This window comes from Sphaerospermopsis sp. FACHB-1194, from assembly GCF_014696235.1.
Taxonomy (GTDB): domain Bacteria; phylum Cyanobacteriota; class Cyanobacteriia; order Cyanobacteriales; family Nostocaceae; genus Sphaerospermopsis; species Sphaerospermopsis kisseleviana.
On the sequence record NZ_JACJPU010000013.1, the window covers coordinates 26092 to 44387 of the forward strand.

Annotated in this window: 17 protein-coding genes; 8 read left to right on the forward strand and 9 right to left on the reverse strand. The window is 37.6% G+C overall.

The window, feature by feature from the left end:
- Positions 1-46: 46 nt before the first annotated feature.
- From H6F45_RS10020 to H6F45_RS10040, 5 genes are all read left to right on the forward strand, one after another.
- Positions 47-1927 (forward strand): ABC transporter ATP-binding protein, encoded by a 1881-nt coding sequence (locus H6F45_RS10020; RefSeq protein WP_190347098.1) that lies wholly within the window; start codon positions 47-49, stop codon positions 1925-1927.
- 273 nt (positions 1928-2200) lie between these two features.
- Positions 2201-3442, forward strand: a complete 1242-nt coding sequence (locus H6F45_RS10025; RefSeq protein WP_137668683.1) for a pitrilysin family protein — start codon at positions 2201-2203, stop codon at positions 3440-3442.
- 155 nt (positions 3443-3597) lie between these two features.
- Positions 3598-4872: a pitrilysin family protein gene (locus H6F45_RS10030; RefSeq protein ID WP_096567057.1), complete on the forward strand. Its 1275-nt coding sequence runs from the start codon at positions 3598-3600 to the stop codon at positions 4870-4872.
- Between the two features lie 133 nt (positions 4873-5005).
- On the forward strand, positions 5006-5839 hold the full coding sequence (locus tag H6F45_RS10035) for a peptidoglycan-binding protein (protein ID WP_137668682.1): 834 nt from the start codon (positions 5006-5008) through the stop codon (positions 5837-5839).
- A gap of 116 nt (positions 5840-5955) precedes the next feature.
- Positions 5956-6309, forward strand: a complete 354-nt coding sequence (locus H6F45_RS10040; RefSeq protein WP_096567052.1) for a phage holin family protein — start codon at positions 5956-5958, stop codon at positions 6307-6309.
- Positions 6310-6395: 86 nt separating this feature from the next.
- On the opposite strand, the gene H6F45_RS10045 is transcribed toward H6F45_RS10040, so the two are convergent.
- Both H6F45_RS10045 and H6F45_RS10050 read right to left on the reverse strand, forming a co-directional pair.
- The gene (locus H6F45_RS10045; RefSeq protein ID WP_096567051.1) at positions 6396-6830 is read right to left on the reverse strand and encodes a cobalamin biosynthesis protein; all 435 of its coding nucleotides are present in this window, start codon (positions 6828-6830) and stop codon (positions 6396-6398) included.
- A gap of 502 nt (positions 6831-7332) precedes the next feature.
- A complete protein-coding gene (locus tag H6F45_RS10050) occupies positions 7333-8616 on the reverse strand; it encodes an ankyrin repeat domain-containing protein (protein ID WP_190347099.1) in 1284 nt (427 codons plus the stop codon).
- A 155-nt stretch (positions 8617-8771) separates the two neighbouring features.
- On the opposite strand from H6F45_RS10050, the gene H6F45_RS10055 reads away from it, so the two are divergent.
- Complete coding sequence (locus H6F45_RS10055) at positions 8772-9242, forward strand: DUF4079 domain-containing protein (RefSeq protein WP_096567047.1); 471 nt, start codon at positions 8772-8774, stop codon at positions 9240-9242.
- A 128-nt stretch (positions 9243-9370) separates the two neighbouring features.
- Here H6F45_RS10055 and H6F45_RS10060 read toward each other — a convergent pair whose 3' ends face one another.
- Positions 9371-10030, reverse strand: a complete 660-nt coding sequence (locus H6F45_RS10060) for a DUF1997 domain-containing protein (RefSeq protein WP_137668017.1) — start codon at positions 10028-10030, stop codon at positions 9371-9373.
- Positions 10031-10211: 181 nt separating this feature from the next.
- On the opposite strand from H6F45_RS10060, the gene H6F45_RS10065 reads away from it, so the two are divergent.
- Positions 10212-10871: an SDR family oxidoreductase gene (locus H6F45_RS10065; protein ID WP_190347100.1), complete on the forward strand. Its 660-nt coding sequence runs from the start codon at positions 10212-10214 to the stop codon at positions 10869-10871.
- A gap of 93 nt (positions 10872-10964) precedes the next feature.
- Positions 10965-11696, forward strand: a complete 732-nt coding sequence (locus tag H6F45_RS10070) for a glycoside hydrolase family protein (protein WP_137668019.1) — start codon at positions 10965-10967, stop codon at positions 11694-11696.
- A gap of 44 nt (positions 11697-11740) precedes the next feature.
- Here the strand turns inward: H6F45_RS10070 and menH are convergent, their stop codons facing one another.
- From menH to H6F45_RS10100, 6 genes are all read right to left on the reverse strand, one after another.
- On the reverse strand, positions 11741-12580 hold the full coding sequence (gene menH, locus H6F45_RS10075) for a 2-succinyl-6-hydroxy-2,4-cyclohexadiene-1-carboxylate synthase (protein ID WP_137668029.1): 840 nt from the start codon (positions 12578-12580) through the stop codon (positions 11741-11743).
- A 358-nt stretch (positions 12581-12938) separates the two neighbouring features.
- The gene (locus H6F45_RS10080; protein ID WP_190347101.1) at positions 12939-13886 is read right to left on the reverse strand and encodes a ribonuclease Z; all 948 of its coding nucleotides are present in this window, start codon (positions 13884-13886) and stop codon (positions 12939-12941) included.
- A gap of 37 nt (positions 13887-13923) precedes the next feature.
- Positions 13924-14853 (reverse strand): sensor histidine kinase, encoded by a 930-nt coding sequence (locus tag H6F45_RS10085; protein WP_137668021.1) that lies wholly within the window; start codon positions 14851-14853, stop codon positions 13924-13926.
- A gap of 107 nt (positions 14854-14960) precedes the next feature.
- A complete protein-coding gene (locus H6F45_RS10090; RefSeq protein WP_137668022.1) occupies positions 14961-15638 on the reverse strand; it encodes a response regulator transcription factor in 678 nt (225 codons plus the stop codon).
- A gap of 230 nt (positions 15639-15868) precedes the next feature.
- Positions 15869-16510 (reverse strand): hypothetical protein, encoded by a 642-nt coding sequence (locus H6F45_RS10095; protein ID WP_190347102.1) that lies wholly within the window; start codon positions 16508-16510, stop codon positions 15869-15871.
- Positions 16511-16838: 328 nt separating this feature from the next.
- Positions 16839-18239, reverse strand: coding sequence for an HlyD family efflux transporter periplasmic adaptor subunit (locus H6F45_RS10100; protein ID WP_190347103.1), 1401 nt, complete (start codon positions 18237-18239; stop codon positions 16839-16841).
- Between the last annotated feature and the right edge of the window lie 57 nt (positions 18240-18296).

Sequence of the window (18296 nt, forward strand, 5' to 3'; positions counted from 1 at the left end):
TTTATACTCTGTTCCCTATTCCCTCATTAATTACTAACCCAGACTTATGAGAGAGACTTTTCTAGAGGTTCGCAATCTACAAGTTGAATTTTCCGGTGATGGTAGTCAGATTAAAGCTGTGGATGATATCAGCTTTAATTTACGTCGTGGTGAGACTCTAGGAATAGTGGGAGAGTCTGGAAGTGGTAAATCGGTGACAGCACTGGCAATTATGGGTTTGTTGCAATATCCCGGTAAGGTGAGTGGGGGAGAGATTTTGTTTCGTCCCCAGGAAAATGCTAAACCTCTGGATTTATTAGCTTTACCTGCTGAAGAAATGCAGCTTTACCGGGGTGGAGATATGGCGATGATTTTCCAAGAACCCATGAGTTCTTTAAACCCAGTTTATAACATTGGTTTTCAGCTAACAGAAGCAATTATGCGACATCAAAAAGTTAGTATAACTGAAGCCAAAAGAATTGCGATCGCAGGTTTACAAGAAGTTAAACTTTTACCTAGTGATGAGAAAATACAACAGCAATATCTTGATAATTGGCATTTAACTCACCCAAAAACACCTCTACACAGTGATTTTCAGTTAGTGCAATTAGTGAAGGAACATAAAGCAGCAATGTTAGAACGTTTCCCTCATGAACTTTCTGGAGGTCAGTTACAAAGGGTAATGATTGCAATGGCAATTTCTTGTAATCCATCACTGTTAATTGCTGATGAACCGACTACAGCTTTAGATGTAACTGTACAAGCAACAATTATTGATTTGATGCGAGAATTACAACAAAGCCGCGACATGGGGATGATTTTTATTAGTCATGATTTGGGCTTAATTTCTGAAATTGCTGATCAAGTTGCAGTAATGTATAAAGGTAAAATTGTTGAATATGGTTCAGCCTCACAAATATTTACTTATCCTCAACATCCATATACTAAAGGTTTAGTCGCTTGTCGTCCGACTCTTAACCGTCGTCCTCAAAAATTGTTGACTGTTTCTGATTACATGATTGTTGAGGAAAATGCCAACGGTCAAGTTATAATTCAAGCCAAAGAGCCAGCACAACCACCAGAAGTTACTAAAGAAGAAATTAACACAAGATTAGAAAATCTCATCACACAAAAACCACTTTTACAAATTGATAATCTGAAAGTTGGGTTTCCGATTCGGGGAGTTTTTGGAGGCACAAAACGTTATCATTTAGCGGTAAATGGCGTTTCCTTTGCAGTTTATCCAGGAGAAACTTTGGGATTGGTAGGAGAATCAGGTTGTGGTAAAACTACTTTAGGTAGAACCTTATTAAGATTGATTCAACCAATGGCTGGTAAAATTATTTTTGATGGGCAAAATATCACTTATCTCCAAGGAGAAAGGCTACAGAAATTAAGACGTAAAATGCAAATAGTGTTTCAAAATCCCTTTAGTTCTCTTGACCCAAGAATGAAAATTGGGGAAGCGATTATGGAACCTTTATTAATTCATTCTGTGGGAGAAACCAAACAACAAAGAAAAGCAAGAGCAGCAGAACTTTTAGAAAGAGTGGGATTAAGTGCTGATGATATGAAACGCTACCCCCATCAATTTTCTGGTGGTCAACGTCAACGCATTTGTATTGCTCGTTCTTTAGCTTTAAATCCCAAGTTTATTATTTGCGATGAATCAGTTTCCGCTTTGGATGTTTCCGTACAAGCGCAAGTTTTGAACTTGTTAAAAGAACTGCAACAAGAATTTCAATTGACTTATATTTTTATTTCCCATGATTTAAGTGTGGTCAAATTTATGAGCGATCGCATTTTAGTCATGAATCAAGGTAAAATAGTTGAATCAGGTACAGCAGAAAGTATTTATCGTCAACCAAAAGAAGAATATACACAAAAATTAATTGCTGCTATCCCTACAGGTAGTCCTGAACGCATGAAAAACCGCGATTTAAATTAAAGAACGTCGGGGGAAATGGGGAGGTATCAAGTCAAAAGTCAAAAGTCAAAAGTCAAAAGTCAAAATTAATAACTCCCGTTCCCAATCACCAATCACCAATCACCAATCACCAATCACCAATCACCGTCTGCAATTTAGCTAATAGCAAAAAAATCTGTATACCTTGATACAAAAACAAATAAAATTTAGAGTTAAAATGGCCAAAATAGGTCAAATAGTGATTGAACCTACAAAAAATTGACAAACTACATACTTAACAAAATACCTAACACAGTGTTTCCAGCCTCGGTTTTGCGCCTAGACAACGGTTTGACATTTATTCATCAGGAGATACCCGCTACCCCTGTAGTAGTGGCAGATGTTTGGGTGCGTGCGGGAGCAAACTTAGAACCAGAACCGTGGTTTGGCATGGCGCACTTTTTGGAACACATGATATTTAAAGGTACAGCCACCTTAGCACCAGGGGAATTTGATTATAACATTGAAAAAATGGGTGGTGTAAGTAATGCAGCAACGAGCCATGATTATGCACATTACTACCTAGCTACAGCTACCCCTTACCTAGCAGACACCTTACCCCAATTAGGCGAACTATTGCTAAATGCAGCAATTTCCGCAGATGAATTTATTCGGGAACGAGATGTAGTATTAGAAGAAATCCGTGCTTGTGCAGATGATCCTGATGCCATAGGATTTGAAGCACTACTGAAAAACGTCTATCAAAACCACCCTTATGGACGTTCTATATTAGGTACTGAGCATGATTTAATGCAGCATTCACCAGAAGCGATGCGGTGTTTTCATCGTTCCCACTACCAACCAGAAAACATGACAGTAGTAGTTGTAGGGGGAGTGGAACAGGAAAGAGCTTGGGAAATTGTCAATAGAACATTTACAGAATTTAGTGATGACGCAAATTTTCCTGTATCTGAGAAAATAGCACCACCAATAATTACAGGCATTCAAAAACAGGAGTTAATATTACCACGCCTAGAGCAAGCGCGGTTAATTATGGCTTGGGTAGCACCAGGAGTAGAACAACTCAAAGATGCAAATGGTTTAGATTTGCTATCAGTATTATTAGCACAAGGAAGAACTTCCCGGTTAGTGCATGACTTACGAGAAGATAAACAACTGGTACAAGCAATTTGCAGTAATTTTTCCCTACAACAAGAGTCAAGTTTATTGACAATTACCGCTTGGTTAGAACCAGAATATCTGGATAGAGTAGAGAATTTAATTCAGGAGCATTTACACCATTTGCAAACAACAGGTATTAGCGAGCAAGAACTGAAGCGCACGCAAATATCACTTTGTAATGATTATGCCTTTGCAACGGAAACACCAAATCAGTTAACATCTCTTTATGGTTACTATAATACAATAGCCCAAGCTGAACTAGCCGTTACCTACCCACAGCAAATTCAGTCCTTTGATACTCAAGAACTGCAAAAATTAGCACAAAATTATCTTTCACCGCAAAATTACGCAGTTACTATTCTCAAGCCATATTAGTGACTGGGCATGGGGCATTGGGCATTGGGCATTGGGTTATTCATCTTCCCATGCTTCCCCTGCTTCCCCTGCTTCCCCTACCTCCTGCTTCCTGCCTTCTGCCTCCTGCCTCCTGCCTCCTGCCTCCTTCCATCATTAACCTGTTAAAAGCAAGAATGCAAAATATAAATAATTCTCAGACTTCTATCTATCGCACCGTATTACCAAATGGCATTGTTTTATTGGTAGCAGAAAACCCAGCAGCGGATATTATTGCGGGGAGAATTTTTGTCCGTGCTGGTAGCTGTTATGAAAAAGTAGAAACAGCAGGTTTAGCACATTTGTTATCAGCAGTGATGACAAAAGGTTGTGATGGTTTATCTAGCTTAGAAATTGCTGAAAAAGTCGAGTCTGTGGGTGCGAGTTTAAGTATAGATGCAGGTACTGATTATTTTTTGCTGTCGTTGAAAACAGTAACTGCTGATTTTGCAGAAATTTTAGCATTGTCTGGTTTGTTATTGCGATCGCCCACATTTCCCAAAAATCAAATCGAACTAGAAAAACGGTTAGCACTACAAGACATTCGCTCCCAAAAAGAGCAACCTTTTAACCTCGCTTTTGAACAAATGCGACAAGCAATGTACCAAGAACACCCTTATTCTCGGTCGGTTTTAGGTACAGAAACCACTCTTAGTAGTATCAATAGTTCAGACTTAGCAGAATTTCACCAAGTTCATTTTCGTCCAGATAACATAGTAATTAGCATTGCTGGACGCATTACACCAGAAGCAGCACAAGAATTAGTCACAAAAGTTTTTGGTGATTGGCAACCACCAGAGCAACCACGGCATATACTAGATTTACCCGCTATTTCTGTTACACCAAAATCTTGTCTCAAACCTTTAAATACACAACAGTCAATTGTGATGTTGGGTTATATGGGTCCATCAGTCAGCGCCCCTGGATACCCCGCTCTCAAATTGTTAGCTACATACCTGGGAAATGGGCTTTCTAGCCGCTTATTTGTGGAATTACGAGAAAAAAGAGGTTTAGCCTATGAAGTCTCTGCTATTTACTCTACACGCCTGTTTCCCGCCTCATTTATAGTGTATATGGGGACAGCACCAGAAAATACCAGTATAGCTCTCGCAGGATTGCGCCAAGAAGTAGAAAGACTGTGTAATACAGAACTATCTGCGGAGGAACTACAAACAGCTAAAAATAAAATCTTGGGACAGTATGCCCTCGGTAAACAAACTAACGGACAAATTGCTCAAATATACGGTTGGTATGAAATTCTAGGTTTAGGAATAGAATTTGACCATGAATTTCCTGAACTCATCAACAAAGTCAGTCCTAAGTTAGCAATGACAGCAGCTAATAGTTATTTACAGGAACCTTTTGTGTCTTTAGTTGGTCAAGAAGAAGCAATTAAATCAGTTATCAGTTAACAGTCATCAGTCAAAAACCTTACACTTTTCTGGGCGGACAGAAATGAAAAAATGTCTTTAATTCTCCTACTGACTCCTGACTCCTGCTATCAAAAACTGTAAGATGAGCATAAGAATATCCCAGGTAGATGATATGAAATATCACTTGATAAAGAGTATTTACCACTACTCAAGACAAAAACAGTCTTATTACTTACTTTTATTTTCCGTTACACCTTTACTGTTTGCCTCCTCTGCTAGAGTATCAATAGCAGCACCTGTAGAAATTGCCCAAGTCAGTACAGTAGGTAACATCAACCGCCCTACTTTGCAAATAGGTAGTCAAGGTGAACGAGTCTCAGAACTGCAAGCAGCACTGACACTGTTAGGCTTTTATACAGGTGCAGTAGATGGCGTTTATCAAGAAGGTACAGCTAGGGCTGTTTCTCGGTTTAAACAAGCAGCGGGCTTAAATCCAGATGGTATTGTAGATACTCTTACTTGGCAAAGACTTTTCCCTAATGTATCAACCGTTGCTGCCAATACCTTGCCATCTGTTGTCCCAACAACCACCAGTAATAATTTGAGTAATAATTTGAGAGTTCCTGCTCAACCCAATAGAAACACTAGGGTTAATAACGCCACAGTTGTACCAAAACCGAATCCTCCCAAACCAACGACAACTGCCCAAAATAAGCCTAACACCAGCTTTCAGCCGACTCCGCCCAATCAGCGAAATCCTAAGATTCAATATACTACAGCGGGATGGCCTATTTTGCGTTTAGGCAACACAGGCTCGGAAGTAACCAAATTACAAAGACTACTACAAACCTTGGGATTTTTCAAAGGTGGTATAGATGGAGACTTTGGTGCTGGAACTGAAGCAGCAGTCAAAGCTGCTCAAGTTCGTTATGGGTTACAACCAGATGGCGTGGTTGGTGCAGCTACTTGGGAAGCTTTCGTGCGGCGACTACCCAAGCAACGTTGAAAAAATTAAAAATTCACAATAGCTGCATTGAGTTTGAGGATATCAACTGTAGAATCAATCTAAAATCCAAAATCCAAAATCCAAAATCTAAAATCTAAAATCCAAAATTGGATGAAATGAAACACTTTTTATTAACTTGGCTGGGTACAGCGTTAGCATTATTGGTAACATCTCAAATTGTACCAGGTTTCATTATCAAGACTTTTGTAGCGGCCTTGGGTGCTGCTATTATCATCGGGTTGGTAAATGCCATCATTCGCCCAATTTTGAGTTTGTTAGCATTTCCCATTACCCTGATTACTTTTGGTTTATTTACCTTTGTCATTAATGCCTTAACTCTGTGGTTAGCAAGTGCTATCACTCCCGGTTCAGGTTTTGAAATTCAGGGTTTTATACCTGCTTTTCTCGGCTCTATTGTACTGGCAATTGTTTCCAGTATTATTAATTATGTACTGAGAGTAGTAGATTGAAGAAGGCAGAAGACATTTAGGTGACAGGCAGGTGACAGGTGACAGGTGACAGTAATACAAAGTCAGCAAAAAAGTTAATTTTTACTCTACACTCTACATCCTGCAACTGCTATAGTCACTGCTCCCACTTCCCCTGGTAAACGGAAAATTTGCTTGGGAACTAATAAACTCACTGCTGAAGTATTATGAGATGCTGCTAAAATAGCTGCTGCTTCTGCTACACTCGGTGTTCCTACTGTTTCTGTAATTATTTTCCCAGGGTTGGGAACACTGACACCAGCTAAGACTTCTGCGGTGAAGGTTTTGAGAGGTAAATTATGTATTCGGCAAAATTCTCTTACACCCAATTCTGAAGCTTTAATATCAATGCTGGCAATACCCGCAAGATCGGTATAAGCAAGCTGATATGTTTGAAAAGTTCTCTCAATTGCTATATCAATTAACTCGGAAGAAATTCCTTTTTGACAACCCATACCCACCCATAAGGAGTTTACTAGTTGTTGCACAGATGCGGTAATCATAAATAATCACCCGAACTTACAGCTATTTTCAGGTAAATGAACTACATCTTGATTCAGGTTTCGCGCAAAGGAAGAAAGAAATTAATTTAGAGTGTGGTCTAAATACATGAAAACTGCTGTAATATAAAAAATCTAAAAATTTAATTATTTATATAGAATCGTTCCAAAAGCTTATCAATAGGCAGAAAATCACACTCAAGACAGATTGATTTTCTGTTATTTTACATTGCGATACACAAAAAATGATAATTCCAATACTGTCGCCAAAATAAAAATTGATATATTGTTTATGTCTAGCACAGTAGGAAACATCAAGGTATAGAGAAAACTAAGGTAAAAGGTAAATTAAGTCTTCAGGTTTACTTTTTTCTACCCTTGTAACTCAAGCTTTTGATCTTGGTGTTTCAACTTTTTGTTGCTCCGTTGTAGCAAACTCACATCAGTTACAGCGGAGTTTTGCTTAATAAGCTATCAGCACTCAGCAATAAAACCGGACTCAATATCACTCTTGCGCCCCTGCTTGCCTTAAAATATTCGCCATTGTGCGATAACTGTTAAATTCTGCAATCATTAAAGCTGTATAACCACCTTGGTTTTTTAAGTTGACATCCGCCCCATGATTAACTAACATTTGCACAGCTTGAGTATAACCTTCTGATGCAGCATACATTAACGCTGTTGCACCTGCTGAGTCCTGGAAATTCACATCAGCACCTTTTTCTATTAGCAGTTGGAATATCTCTGGATGGTTGCTAACTAAAGCTTTTACCACAGCAGTTTTCCCATCATCTGCTACAACATTGATGTTAGCACCATTGTCAAGTAATACTTTGACTGTTTGGGTGTGTCCTTGAGATACTGCTAAGGTGAGGGCAACTTCCCCAAAGTTCTTTTTATTGGCATCTGCTCCTGCACTCATTAAAGCTGCTACTATTTCGCTATATCCTTGGAATGCGGCTATCAGTAGGGGTGTATCTCCTAGATGATTTCTAATTTCTACATCTGCACCGTGTTGAAGTAAGATTTTTACTGTATCCTGGTATTCTTCTAGCACGGCAAAGTGTAAAGCTGTTTCTCCTTCTTTGTCTTGGTGATTAATTTCTGCACCTGCATCTAATAAAGCTACAACAATATTACTATGTCCTGCTGCGGCTGCGGCTATTAGTGCTGTACTGCTATCGGGGTTTTTGATGTTGGGATTAGCACCGTGTAATAACAGTGTTTGTACTATATCTAAAGTTCCCAAGTCTGCGGCCATTATTAAGGGTGTTTCACCTTCTGCATCTGGGGTGTTGACAAAATTACTTTTTTGTAGTATGGCTTTAACAATTGCTGTATAACCTTGTTTGATAACAAGTTTTAAGGCGCTATCATCGTCTTTGTCGGTAATACTAGCATCCGCACCAGCATTTAATAGAATTTGCACAATTTCCAGATGACCTTTTTGGGCTGCTGCCATTAAAGCGGTGCTACCATCTTCATTAACGGCATTTATATCCGCATCTTTAGATATTAAAAGCTTCACAATATCAACTTGATTATTGCTTGCAGCCAACATTAACGCTGTTAACCGGTATGTTTTTCTAGTTAAATTGATATTAGCGCCAAAATCTAGGAGCGATCGCACAATTTCTGTATAACCCAAATTAGCCGCAAACATTAATGCTGTAGTGCCGTTGCGATCGCACCCATCCACATTAGCACCAGTAGCTAATAGTTCACCAACCCGCTTGATATCGCCGCTTTTTGCCGCATTCAGCAGTAAATTATCATTTTTATCAATCATATAATAAATTCCGCCCTGGTGGAAATTGCTTGATTAAGCGTCAAAAATTAGTTTGTGCTTGTTGTCTGCACTTTAGCAAGAGAGAAAAAACAAAATAGTCATGAATCAATTTATGCTAAGTTTTATTAAGATTTAATAATTTGGATAACCAAGCGATGAGTTTAGAACTTGCTCCAGAGGTCAAATTTGGGTTAGAGTTTGTTCACCCAACAATAATGTGGATATTGTTAGCGTTGTCCCTGTATGCTGCTTACTCAGGTTTACAAGTCCAGCGTACCAGAAATGCTTCAGCAGAAGAAAGAAAAGAACTAATTAAAGCTAAATTTAATGATAAACACGAGAAAATAGGGGCGATCATCTTAGCCTTGATGGTAGCAGGTTCAATAGGTGGTATGGCTGTTACTTACATCAATAACGGTAAATTATTTGTCGGACCACACTTGTTAGCTGGTTTGGGAATGACTGGTTTGATCGCCTTTTCTGCGTCTTTGTCTCCCTTCATGCGAAAAGGGGCAAATTGGGCGCGGGCGACTCATATTTTGTTGAATTTTGGGATTTTAGGACTTTTTATTTGGCAAGCTGTTTCTGGGGTAGAAATTGTCCTGAAAATTCTCAGCAACGCATAGAAGGCAGGAGGCAGGAGGCAGGAGGCAGGGGAGGCAGGGGAGGCAGGGGAGGCAGGGGAGGCAGGGGAAGATGAATAAACCAATGCCCAATGCCCAATGCCCAATGCCCAATGCCCAATGCCCCATGACTAATGGCCAAAAAACTTTTTCTTGGGATGAAAAGGAATATTGAGAGAGTTATGAAAATCTTCTTGAACTTTATGAGTTAAACGACGAGAGACTTGACGGACAATTTGATGCAGTAGGCGATCGCCTGTAGACTGAATCAAAGCATGGGGTAAACGGTGAATAAATCTGGGAAAATGCAGATCAACAATCAACTCTAACTGCCATTCTACCCTAGTCATCCCCGGCAAACTTGCTACTAATTCCAAAGACGCATTATAGTCTACATCATAACCAGGGGCTTGGTAGTTAGGGATAGGAATTGTACGGATGTGGTATTTACGTTCCTGTGGTGCTAACAATTCCAAACCTATTTTTGGTTCTACCTCATAACCAAAAGCACCAAAGCGCCCAATGACCAAAGCATAACCATTTTTACCCAAAGGTTCAACCCTCATAGGTTCAGCGCAACGCACAAACCATGAAGAATGGGAATTGAGATATTCAGCAACCTGTTCTTGAGAAGCATACATTTCCATGCAGTCTTGATGACGGCTATGGAATTTACTAGGACCTGCATGAGTGTCTTTGGCTGGTGTTTCATCTGAGGTTACGCTTGAACCCACTGGTAAAACTGATTCAGTTATTTCCAAGGTTTGAAATTCCCAGTTGTTTGCTACCATAAATGCGTTTTCTGTATACTTAAAAAGTTTGTCTATACCATTGATTCCCAATCAGGGAGAGTTTGTTCACACAAAAATACAAATTTCATCAAAACATCAAAAAGTCTGTTATCACCTCCATAGAATCACTACAATTAAGAACGAAAACAGCACATATTAGTTTCTCAGGATAGCGTAAATCATGAAAGTATTTGTAGCAGGTGCAACAGGTGAAACCGGTCGCCGCATTGTACAAGAGTTAGTAGCCAGAAATATTCCCGTTCGTGCTTTGGTACGGGATCACCAAAAAGCTAAAGCTATCCTATCTCCTGAAGTTGAGTTAGTTGTGGGGGATGTGTTATCACCAGAAACCCTAACTGCTGCCATAGGTGATAGTACGGTAGTCCTGTGCGCTACTGGTGCAAGACCCAGTTTTGATCCTACAGGACCCTATCAAGTAGATTTTCAAGGTACGAAAAACTTAGTTGATGTAGCAAAAGCCAAGCAAATTGAGCATTTTATCCTGGTTTCTTCTTTGTGTGTTTCCCAGTTTTTTCATCCGCTAAACTTGTTTTGGTTAATTTTAGCCTGGAAAAAACAAGCTGAGGAATACATACAGAAAAGTGGACTCACTTATACAATTGTCAGACCTGGAGGGCTGAAAAACGAAGATAACACCGATGGGATAGTTATGCAAGGCGCTGATACTTTATTTGATGGTAGCATCCCCCGGCAAAAAGTGGCTCAGGTTTGTGTCGAGTCTTTGTTTGAAAATGCTGCACGTAATAAAATTGTCGAGATTGTCGCTAAACCTGAAGTTACCCCTAAAAGCTTCCAGGAATTATTTCAAGAAATCAGGTGACAGGTGACAGGTGACAGGTGACAGGTGACAGGTGACAGAAGATGTTTATTAGCAATGCCCAATGCCCAATGAATGACGAATAACTGATAAAAAATGACTATTAAATTCAAAGGTGTAGAAAAATTAATTGGTCCGATTGCATCACTTCTGGCTTTTGTGTATCTTTTTCAATGGTACATTTTTGGTGATTTGCAATCAAAAATAGATCCCATATTTGAGCGAAAAAATCCGCCTTTGGTGATGAAAGACGGAGATCCTTACATCCGTGCTTTGATGCGGACGATTTCTTTTAGTGAGTCTAACACTCCACGTCCTTATTCTGTGTTATATGGTGGTAAACAGGTGAATGATTTGAGTCGTCATCCACAGATATGCGTAACCATTGTCAATGGTCCAAATAAAGGAAATTGTTCTACTGCTGCGGGTAGATATCAAATTATTAATACTACTTGGTATGACATTGCACCCCGTTATCATCCTCATCCCCCAGGGTTGAGATTTTGGCATAGTTATAGTTTTGACGCTGAATATCAAGATGTAGTAGTTTATCGTTGGTTGAATGATTCTAAAGTTTGGGGAGTTGATATTTCTCAACAGTTACGTAATGGCAAATTAAATGATGTTTTACGGCGACTTTCTCCCACGTGGACAAGTTTAGGATATGGGATAGAAACTAATTCTAATACTCGTTTTTTGCCTCAAGTTTATCAAAAGGTTTTACAAGAAGAATTAGCACTGGCTAATAAACCAACAGTGAATAATCCTCAAGCATTACCAGCGCCACCATCATCAAATTCTTTGCCAGATTCACAACAAATTAGATGATGTTAGATTTTAAAATTGTATTAAAATTGTATTAAAATTGTAGTTTAGTTTTCTAACAAAAATTTTCCCAGATGATCCACAAAATTCTGTGTATTTTCTAAGTGAATATTATGTCCAGCTTTGGGAATGACTTGCAGTTGAGTTACTAATGAATTTCTGTAATACATTGCTGTATTAATATGGACAAATTTTTCATCATATTCACCTACTAATAAAAGTAAAGGAATTTGATTTGCTTCTAGTTTGTCCCACAAAGAAGGTTGGTATCCATTACCCATAAATTGCAAAGATTTGGCAAGTGCTAAAGGATTATTTTCTAACCTACTTTCTATCATTTTTTGATATACTGGATGATTTTTGATATTACCAAAAATTGGCTGATTATACCAATTGTGTAAAAAAACCTGAAATTCCGATTTATCAATCATCCTAATTAATTTTCGGGTAATTTGATAATCACCTTTAATCCTGGATAATCTTTCTGCATCTGTTGGTAAACCAGGAGAAGCAGATTCTAATACAACTTTGATAAATCTTTCTGGAAAATGTAAAGTGAGATATAATCCTAATCTTCCTCCCATTGAATAACCAACTAAAAAACATTGTGCTATTTTTAATTCATCTAATAAGTTGATGATAGCTTGGGCGGTATTTTCTATTTTATAACATTCATCACCGCATAAAACTTTTGTTTTACCATGTCCTGGCAAATCCAGGGTAAGATAAGAAAAATCATCACCTAATAGTTGAATTGCTTCATCAAATTCATAAATATTTCCCATAAACCCGTGTAAAAACAGAATTACTGGTTTAAGAGAGTTTTTATTAAAGGAATAGTGAAAATGATAGTTTTTATTCAAAGGGGTTATTTGTGGAGTTTGCATTGATTTTAAGTATGTCATTTCCCAGAAAGTTTACCATGATGACAAAGCTATTTAGGGGTTGCTGAGAAAGTCTTTCCGTGAGGGCATAGGAGTCAGGAGTCAGTAGGGGCAAACCCCCCGTGGTTGCCCTCTTGTGTCAGGAGGAGATTGGAAAATTTCTTTGCCATCTCTTGAAATACCAAAAAATGCACACTTTTTCCGGTATACCCTTCAAAACCCTTGCACTAATTTCTGTGTTTATCAGCCTCTAACCTTTGATATATCAAGGTTTTAGGTTTATTCAGCAAACCCTATTTAACTCTAGGTAAAAGCTGATTACTGATTACTGATTACTGATTACTGATAGCTGAATACTTACCTAATTTTTCACAACTTCTCGCCTTCTAGGTATGTCATAAATCATAAAATCATGCGCCATGATAGTATTAGGAAAAATCGCACGGGCTTCCTTCAACAAATCTTTTAACTCAATGGCATTACCGGGAGTATAACGAGGACTAAAATGAGTCATAATTAATTGATTCACCCTGGACAAATAAGCTGTTTGTGCTGCCATTGTGCTGGTAGAATGTAATCTTTGAAAAGCCATATCTGCATCTTGATGGGCAAAGGTAGCTTCATGAATTAATACATCTGCATCTTGGGCTAATTTGACAGCACCATCACAATAAACAGTATCTGTACAATAGGCAAATTTGCGGCCAATTTCCGTAGGTCCACATAATTCACTACCATTAATTACTCTTCCATCTTGCAGGGTTACAGTTTCACCGCGTTTGAGTTTTCCATAAATAGGACCAGAAGGAATTTGTAAAGCTTTGGCTTTGTCCACATCAAAGCGTCCGGTTCTGTCTTTTTCCTCTACACGATAACCAAAAGCTGTAATGCGGTGATGTAACAAACCACAGCTAACAATAAATTCATCATCTTCGTAAATTACCCCTGGTTGAACAGTATGTACTTTGATGGGGTAAGAAAAATGGGTGTGTGAGTAACGTGAGGCGCTTTGCAGATATTCATTTAACCCAGCAGGACCGTAGATATCAATTCTGTCTACATTTCCAGCTAAACCACAACTGGCTAAAAGTCCCATCAAGCCAAAAATATGATCTCCGTGGAGATGGGTGATAAAAATTCGGGAGAGTTGGCTAATTTTCAGATCACTCCGCAAAATTTGATGCTGTGTACCTTCACCACAGTCAAACAACCATAGTTCTGCCCGTTGTGGTAATCTCAGTGCCACACTGGAAACATTACGTGATCTTGTAGGTACACCGGAACTTGTTCCTAAAAATGTTATCTGCACAGCGTTTTCTAGCCTTCCTCTAACTCAAACTGAGGATTTATTTATAATAACTCACAAGATAACCAGGCCAAGATAACTCACAAATAGTTCCTTGAGGATACATGGGAAGGCGTTGAAATTTACCTTTAATTTGTCGGGCTAAATTTTTAAACTGTTTTGTTCCCTGACCTTCCCTCTTAAATGAGTTAACAGATGAGTTAACGCCTAAACCATCATCTACAACACTTAGTGTGTGCCAACCCATAGAAAAAGAACAATTAACTTTGAGACAGGTTGCTCCTGTAGCATATTTACCCACATTACACAAAGCTTCTTCTAAAAATCGGCAAATTCCTCGTTTGTCTTCAATAGTTAAACTGTGTTCGTCTATAGGTTCAAAATTACGAATTTTTAATTTGATGGTTCTAAAGCAAGGAAAATCTCGTTCTAAGGTGTGACTATAAACTTGATAGAGAATTTCGTGCAGGGGTTCTTGTAGATTGATAATTATACTGTTTCCTAAGTAAAGGTTTGTTTTTTGATGTGTGAGGCTTTCCTGTTGCCAAAATTCATAAATTCCCCTTAATTCTTGGTTTAAATTTTCTAGGTCTTTTTCTAACTCCGGTAGGATTTTCTTAATTGATAAATCTTGTAATTTCACCAATCTTAAAACCCTATTGAGAGTTTGTAGTGGTCCGTTATGGATGGTTTCAAATGCAACTTCAATCATCGCTTTTCTAGCTTTAATTCCCGATTTAACGATTTGGCTATAGTGATATATACCTGTGATAGCTATAGCATTTAAAGCTAAGACTATAATTGCGGAAAATTTTGGAATTAAGCAACCCCAAGTTAATAGTACATAACTGGCACTGACTAAGTTAGAGATGACAATACTAATCACTATAATATTTGTGACTGGATATGTGTTTAACATCCACATATTTTGCCATCCTGATTTCATTTTCATCCAAAATTTAGACTGCATAAGCTTTCAATATTAATTGACAATTGACAATTGACAATTGAAAATTGACAGAATTGAAATGGTTATTTGTTAGTATTCAGCTATCAGTAATCATTAATCAGTAATCATTAATCAATCAACCCTTCTGATCTCGCTTTATTTTCTGTTTGAATGCGGATATTTTTACCTTCCTCTGGGTAAACGTTTAAAGCATCTTGTAACTTACTCCAATAATGACGCACCATGCGTTCAGATACACACATTTCTTCAGCAATTGCTTTATCTTGTAATCCTTCTTGAAAAGCCAAATTTAGGACTTTTAACCATTCGGGTTTTACTTCTAATCCTGAGTAAATTCCTTTGATATCTTTTGTATGAGTTAATCCTTGTAATGCCCAATCTACTCTTGTTAACATTTCTTGGGTTGAAATGCTTTTATCAGCAATAGTAAAACCTCCTTTGTGACTATCAATATCCAAACGAATACGTACCAATGTCCTTGCATGGGCGCTTTGGACAACAATATTTAAGTGAGGATATTTTTGCATCAAAATTTTCAATAGTTGAATACCGTTATCAGGTCGCGCAGTCAGTCCTTTTTCTTCGGGAATTGAAAGATCCATAACTATCAAATCAGGCTGAAAACTGGTAAGTTGTTCAAGAGTATTATTGACATTAATTGCGGTTATAAATTCAGCACTAGGATAGTTTTTTTTGAGAATGTCAATTGTTCCACTTAAAACTGATTCATGATCATCAATTACCAAAATTTTCAGCAATTTATTTGCTGATAAAATTTGTTCCATCTTCAATACTGAATAATAATTAGCTTTTCCTAAATTGTATTTATGTTGGTTTATTTGCTATGAGGGATGTCACCCTTACCCCGGAGAATTTTACTGAATTAATATAATTATTTTGGTGAAAATATTTGCTAGAACACCGAGGGCGAAGCATTCTGATAGAATATGAATTGGTTTCAGCGATAGGTTATCACCCGAAGGCTTCGCCCCTGCAAGGTAAAAACAAATAAAACCTACCAACAAAAATACCAAGCTATCCTATGATTGCTACTATTGTAAAAGCATTGCCCAGACATTAAAAATTCTAGGCTATCACTGAGATAATTTAATTCCGGTAGATAGGAGTAAGACGTTAGGTTAGATAGATCAGAATAGGTGATTCTGACAGTTAATTTTTTGGTATTTTCTTTGAGTTGTAAACTGATATAAATTGCAATAGGTGTGAAATTTTCTCGCAAAGTTATTCTTAATAATTCTTCTAAAGCTCGTAGAATTATGAGACTACCTTCTACAGACTCACGTTGCCAATATGCTGGCATATCAATATGGAAATAGATATGAGTATTAGATAAGACCCAAGGTTCTAACAAGCATTGGATTGAGAGTGGTAAACTCTCTTGAATATACACTGGACACAGGCGATCGCTCAACTGAACTAAAGAGTGATGAAAATTATCAATTTTTTTGGTGTGTTCATAGCAATTCTGAATTAATAAATTTGGATGATCTATTTTTAATACATCTAAACTGCGACGAATGGTGAAAGTTTCTTGTAACAAACTGTCCCGAATTTTTTCTGCTTCCCCAAACAGTTTTATGGATTGTCTATAAGACCACCACTGTAATGCTTCTTGAATGCTTTGTTCATAGGTCATAAACTTGACAATTGTTATGCCTTGAGTGTCAGTAATATCAGTAATAGATATTGATACCAATTCATAATTGAAAATTCAGAAATGCAGATTATATGTAGGGTTTTTGGTTGTAATCTGTTGCCTAATTTTAGTGAATTGGTATGAGAAATTTGGATGAAATTAGGACTTACGCAAGATGTGACTGAAAACCTTATTCTTGCGTAGGGGTAATTCATGAATTACCCCTACTTTCGTTCCCTTTTTGGTAAGTCCTGGAAATATTACAATTCATCCTCTGTCAGATAGTTTTTTAGTCGTTGTTTTTTAGTCTTGTCTTAATTGTAACTATTTATAAGTCAGTAATTAGTCTTGCTTTTCTCAACATAAATTGTAATGCTGTTTCTTCTCTGGAAATAATGTCAGCTTTTACTTCCATTCCTGCTTGGATATGACATTGGCGAATAGTATTACCAAATTCAAGAGTTTCTGGTTGAATTGTTGCTTCAAAAAAACTCAAATTATTAGATGAGGCTATACCTTGATTTTTATTTTGGGTTGTAATGACATCTGGGGAAATGTTGTTGACCACACCGTTAAGTGTGCCATAATCAGGATATGGACAAGCATCTACACGCAATTGGACTTTTTGACCAACGGTAACTTTTTTAATTTCATTTTTAGGAATCATAGCTTTAATGACTAATGCAGCATAATTAGGAACAATTTCTGCAATAGATTCACTAGCACGCACTACTTGACCTGGGTTACGTAAATTTAGCTTGAGGATAATACCATTGCTAGTGGCAAAAATACTGCTTTTGCGAATCTGATTTTCCAGTTGTTCCAGTTCTTTTTGTGATTGATTAATTTGGGCTTGTAATTGCACGCGACGCTCAAGTAATGCTTGTTTCTCTTTATTTAAACTAGCAATATTAGCTTCGCCTTTAGCAGTTTCTTGGGCAATACGTTCTTGTGCCATCATCACTGTTGCGGGAGTTGGATTTACTGCTGCTTTAGCTGATTGGAGTTTGATTTTAGCTATTTCAAATGACTTTTGTTCAGCTTGTAGTCTTAATTGTGTTTGTTGCACAACTAATTGTTTTTGTTCAAATTCTCGTCTCCCAATTGCGCCAATTTTTGATAATTGCTCATAGCGATCGCGGTCTAATTTCGCAAATTCTAAATCAGCTTGAGCTTTTTGTAAATCGGTTTTAGCCTTTTGCAAACTTGCCTCTGAAGCTAGAAAATCACTGTTAGTATTAACTTTTCGTTCTTGATATTCCCGTTGGTTGCGGGCTAAATCTACTTTTGCAGTAGCAATAACAGTTTCGATCACTTTTTTTTCTGCGGACATCTGATTATCTAAATTCTGAATTTGTGCATCTATTTGAATTAGTTGTAAACCACCTTGTTGAATATTACCTTGCAGTTGACTTTTTTTAATTATTAATTGTTCATTATCCAAATTAGCAATTACATCTCCTATTTTCACAGGTTGATTTTCTTTGACTAAAATGGTTTTAACCGTTCCTTCCATTTGTGGTTGTACTAGACGAACTTCACCCGTAGGACGCACAGTACCAACTGTTTTGACTGTAACATTATATTTAATCCATGAAGAGAGAGCAATCCCACTAGCAACAGTGCTAATTAGAAATATTCCTGCTAAAGAAGTCCAACGACTAATAGGAGGAAGAAGCTCATCATTTTCTCCTGAAGAGATCAATTTTTGATTATGAGTGTAGAGCATAAGTACCTGATAATTTAATTATGTTGAATTAGGAATTATGTTGAATTAGGGATTATG

Excerpts from the sequence above, each read along its gene's own strand:
- H6F45_RS10020 (WP_190347098.1), top strand. The coding sequence starts at position 47 with ATGAGAGAGACTTTTCTAGAGGTTCGCAATCTACAAGTTGAATTTTCC.
- H6F45_RS10030 (WP_096567057.1), top strand. The coding sequence starts at position 3,598 with ATGCAAAATATAAATAATTCTCAGACTTCTATCTATCGCACCGTATTA.
- H6F45_RS10035 (WP_137668682.1), top strand. The coding sequence starts at position 5,006 with ATGAAATATCACTTGATAAAGAGTATTTACCACTACTCAAGACAAAAA.
- H6F45_RS10040 (WP_096567052.1), top strand. The coding sequence starts at position 5,956 with ATGAAACACTTTTTATTAACTTGGCTGGGTACAGCGTTAGCATTATTG.
- H6F45_RS10045 (WP_096567051.1), bottom strand. The coding sequence starts at position 6,830 with ATGATTACCGCATCTGTGCAACAACTAGTAAACTCCTTATGGGTGGGT.
- H6F45_RS10050 (WP_190347099.1), bottom strand. The coding sequence starts at position 8,616 with ATGATTGATAAAAATGATAATTTACTGCTGAATGCGGCAAAAAGCGGC.
- H6F45_RS10055 (WP_096567047.1), top strand. The coding sequence starts at position 8,772 with ATGAGTTTAGAACTTGCTCCAGAGGTCAAATTTGGGTTAGAGTTTGTT.
- H6F45_RS10060 (WP_137668017.1), bottom strand. The coding sequence starts at position 10,030 with ATGGTAGCAAACAACTGGGAATTTCAAACCTTGGAAATAACTGAATCA.
- H6F45_RS10065 (WP_190347100.1), top strand. The coding sequence starts at position 10,212 with ATGAAAGTATTTGTAGCAGGTGCAACAGGTGAAACCGGTCGCCGCATT.
- H6F45_RS10070 (WP_137668019.1), top strand. The coding sequence starts at position 10,965 with ATGACTATTAAATTCAAAGGTGTAGAAAAATTAATTGGTCCGATTGCA.
- menH (WP_137668029.1), bottom strand. The coding sequence starts at position 12,580 with ATGCAAACTCCACAAATAACCCCTTTGAATAAAAACTATCATTTTCAC.
- H6F45_RS10085 (WP_137668021.1), bottom strand. The coding sequence starts at position 14,853 with ATGCAGTCTAAATTTTGGATGAAAATGAAATCAGGATGGCAAAATATG.
- H6F45_RS10090 (WP_137668022.1), bottom strand. The coding sequence starts at position 15,638 with ATGGAACAAATTTTATCAGCAAATAAATTGCTGAAAATTTTGGTAATT.
- H6F45_RS10095 (WP_190347102.1), bottom strand. The coding sequence starts at position 16,510 with ATGACCTATGAACAAAGCATTCAAGAAGCATTACAGTGGTGGTCTTAT.
- H6F45_RS10100 (WP_190347103.1), bottom strand. The coding sequence starts at position 18,239 with ATGCTCTACACTCATAATCAAAAATTGATCTCTTCAGGAGAAAATGAT.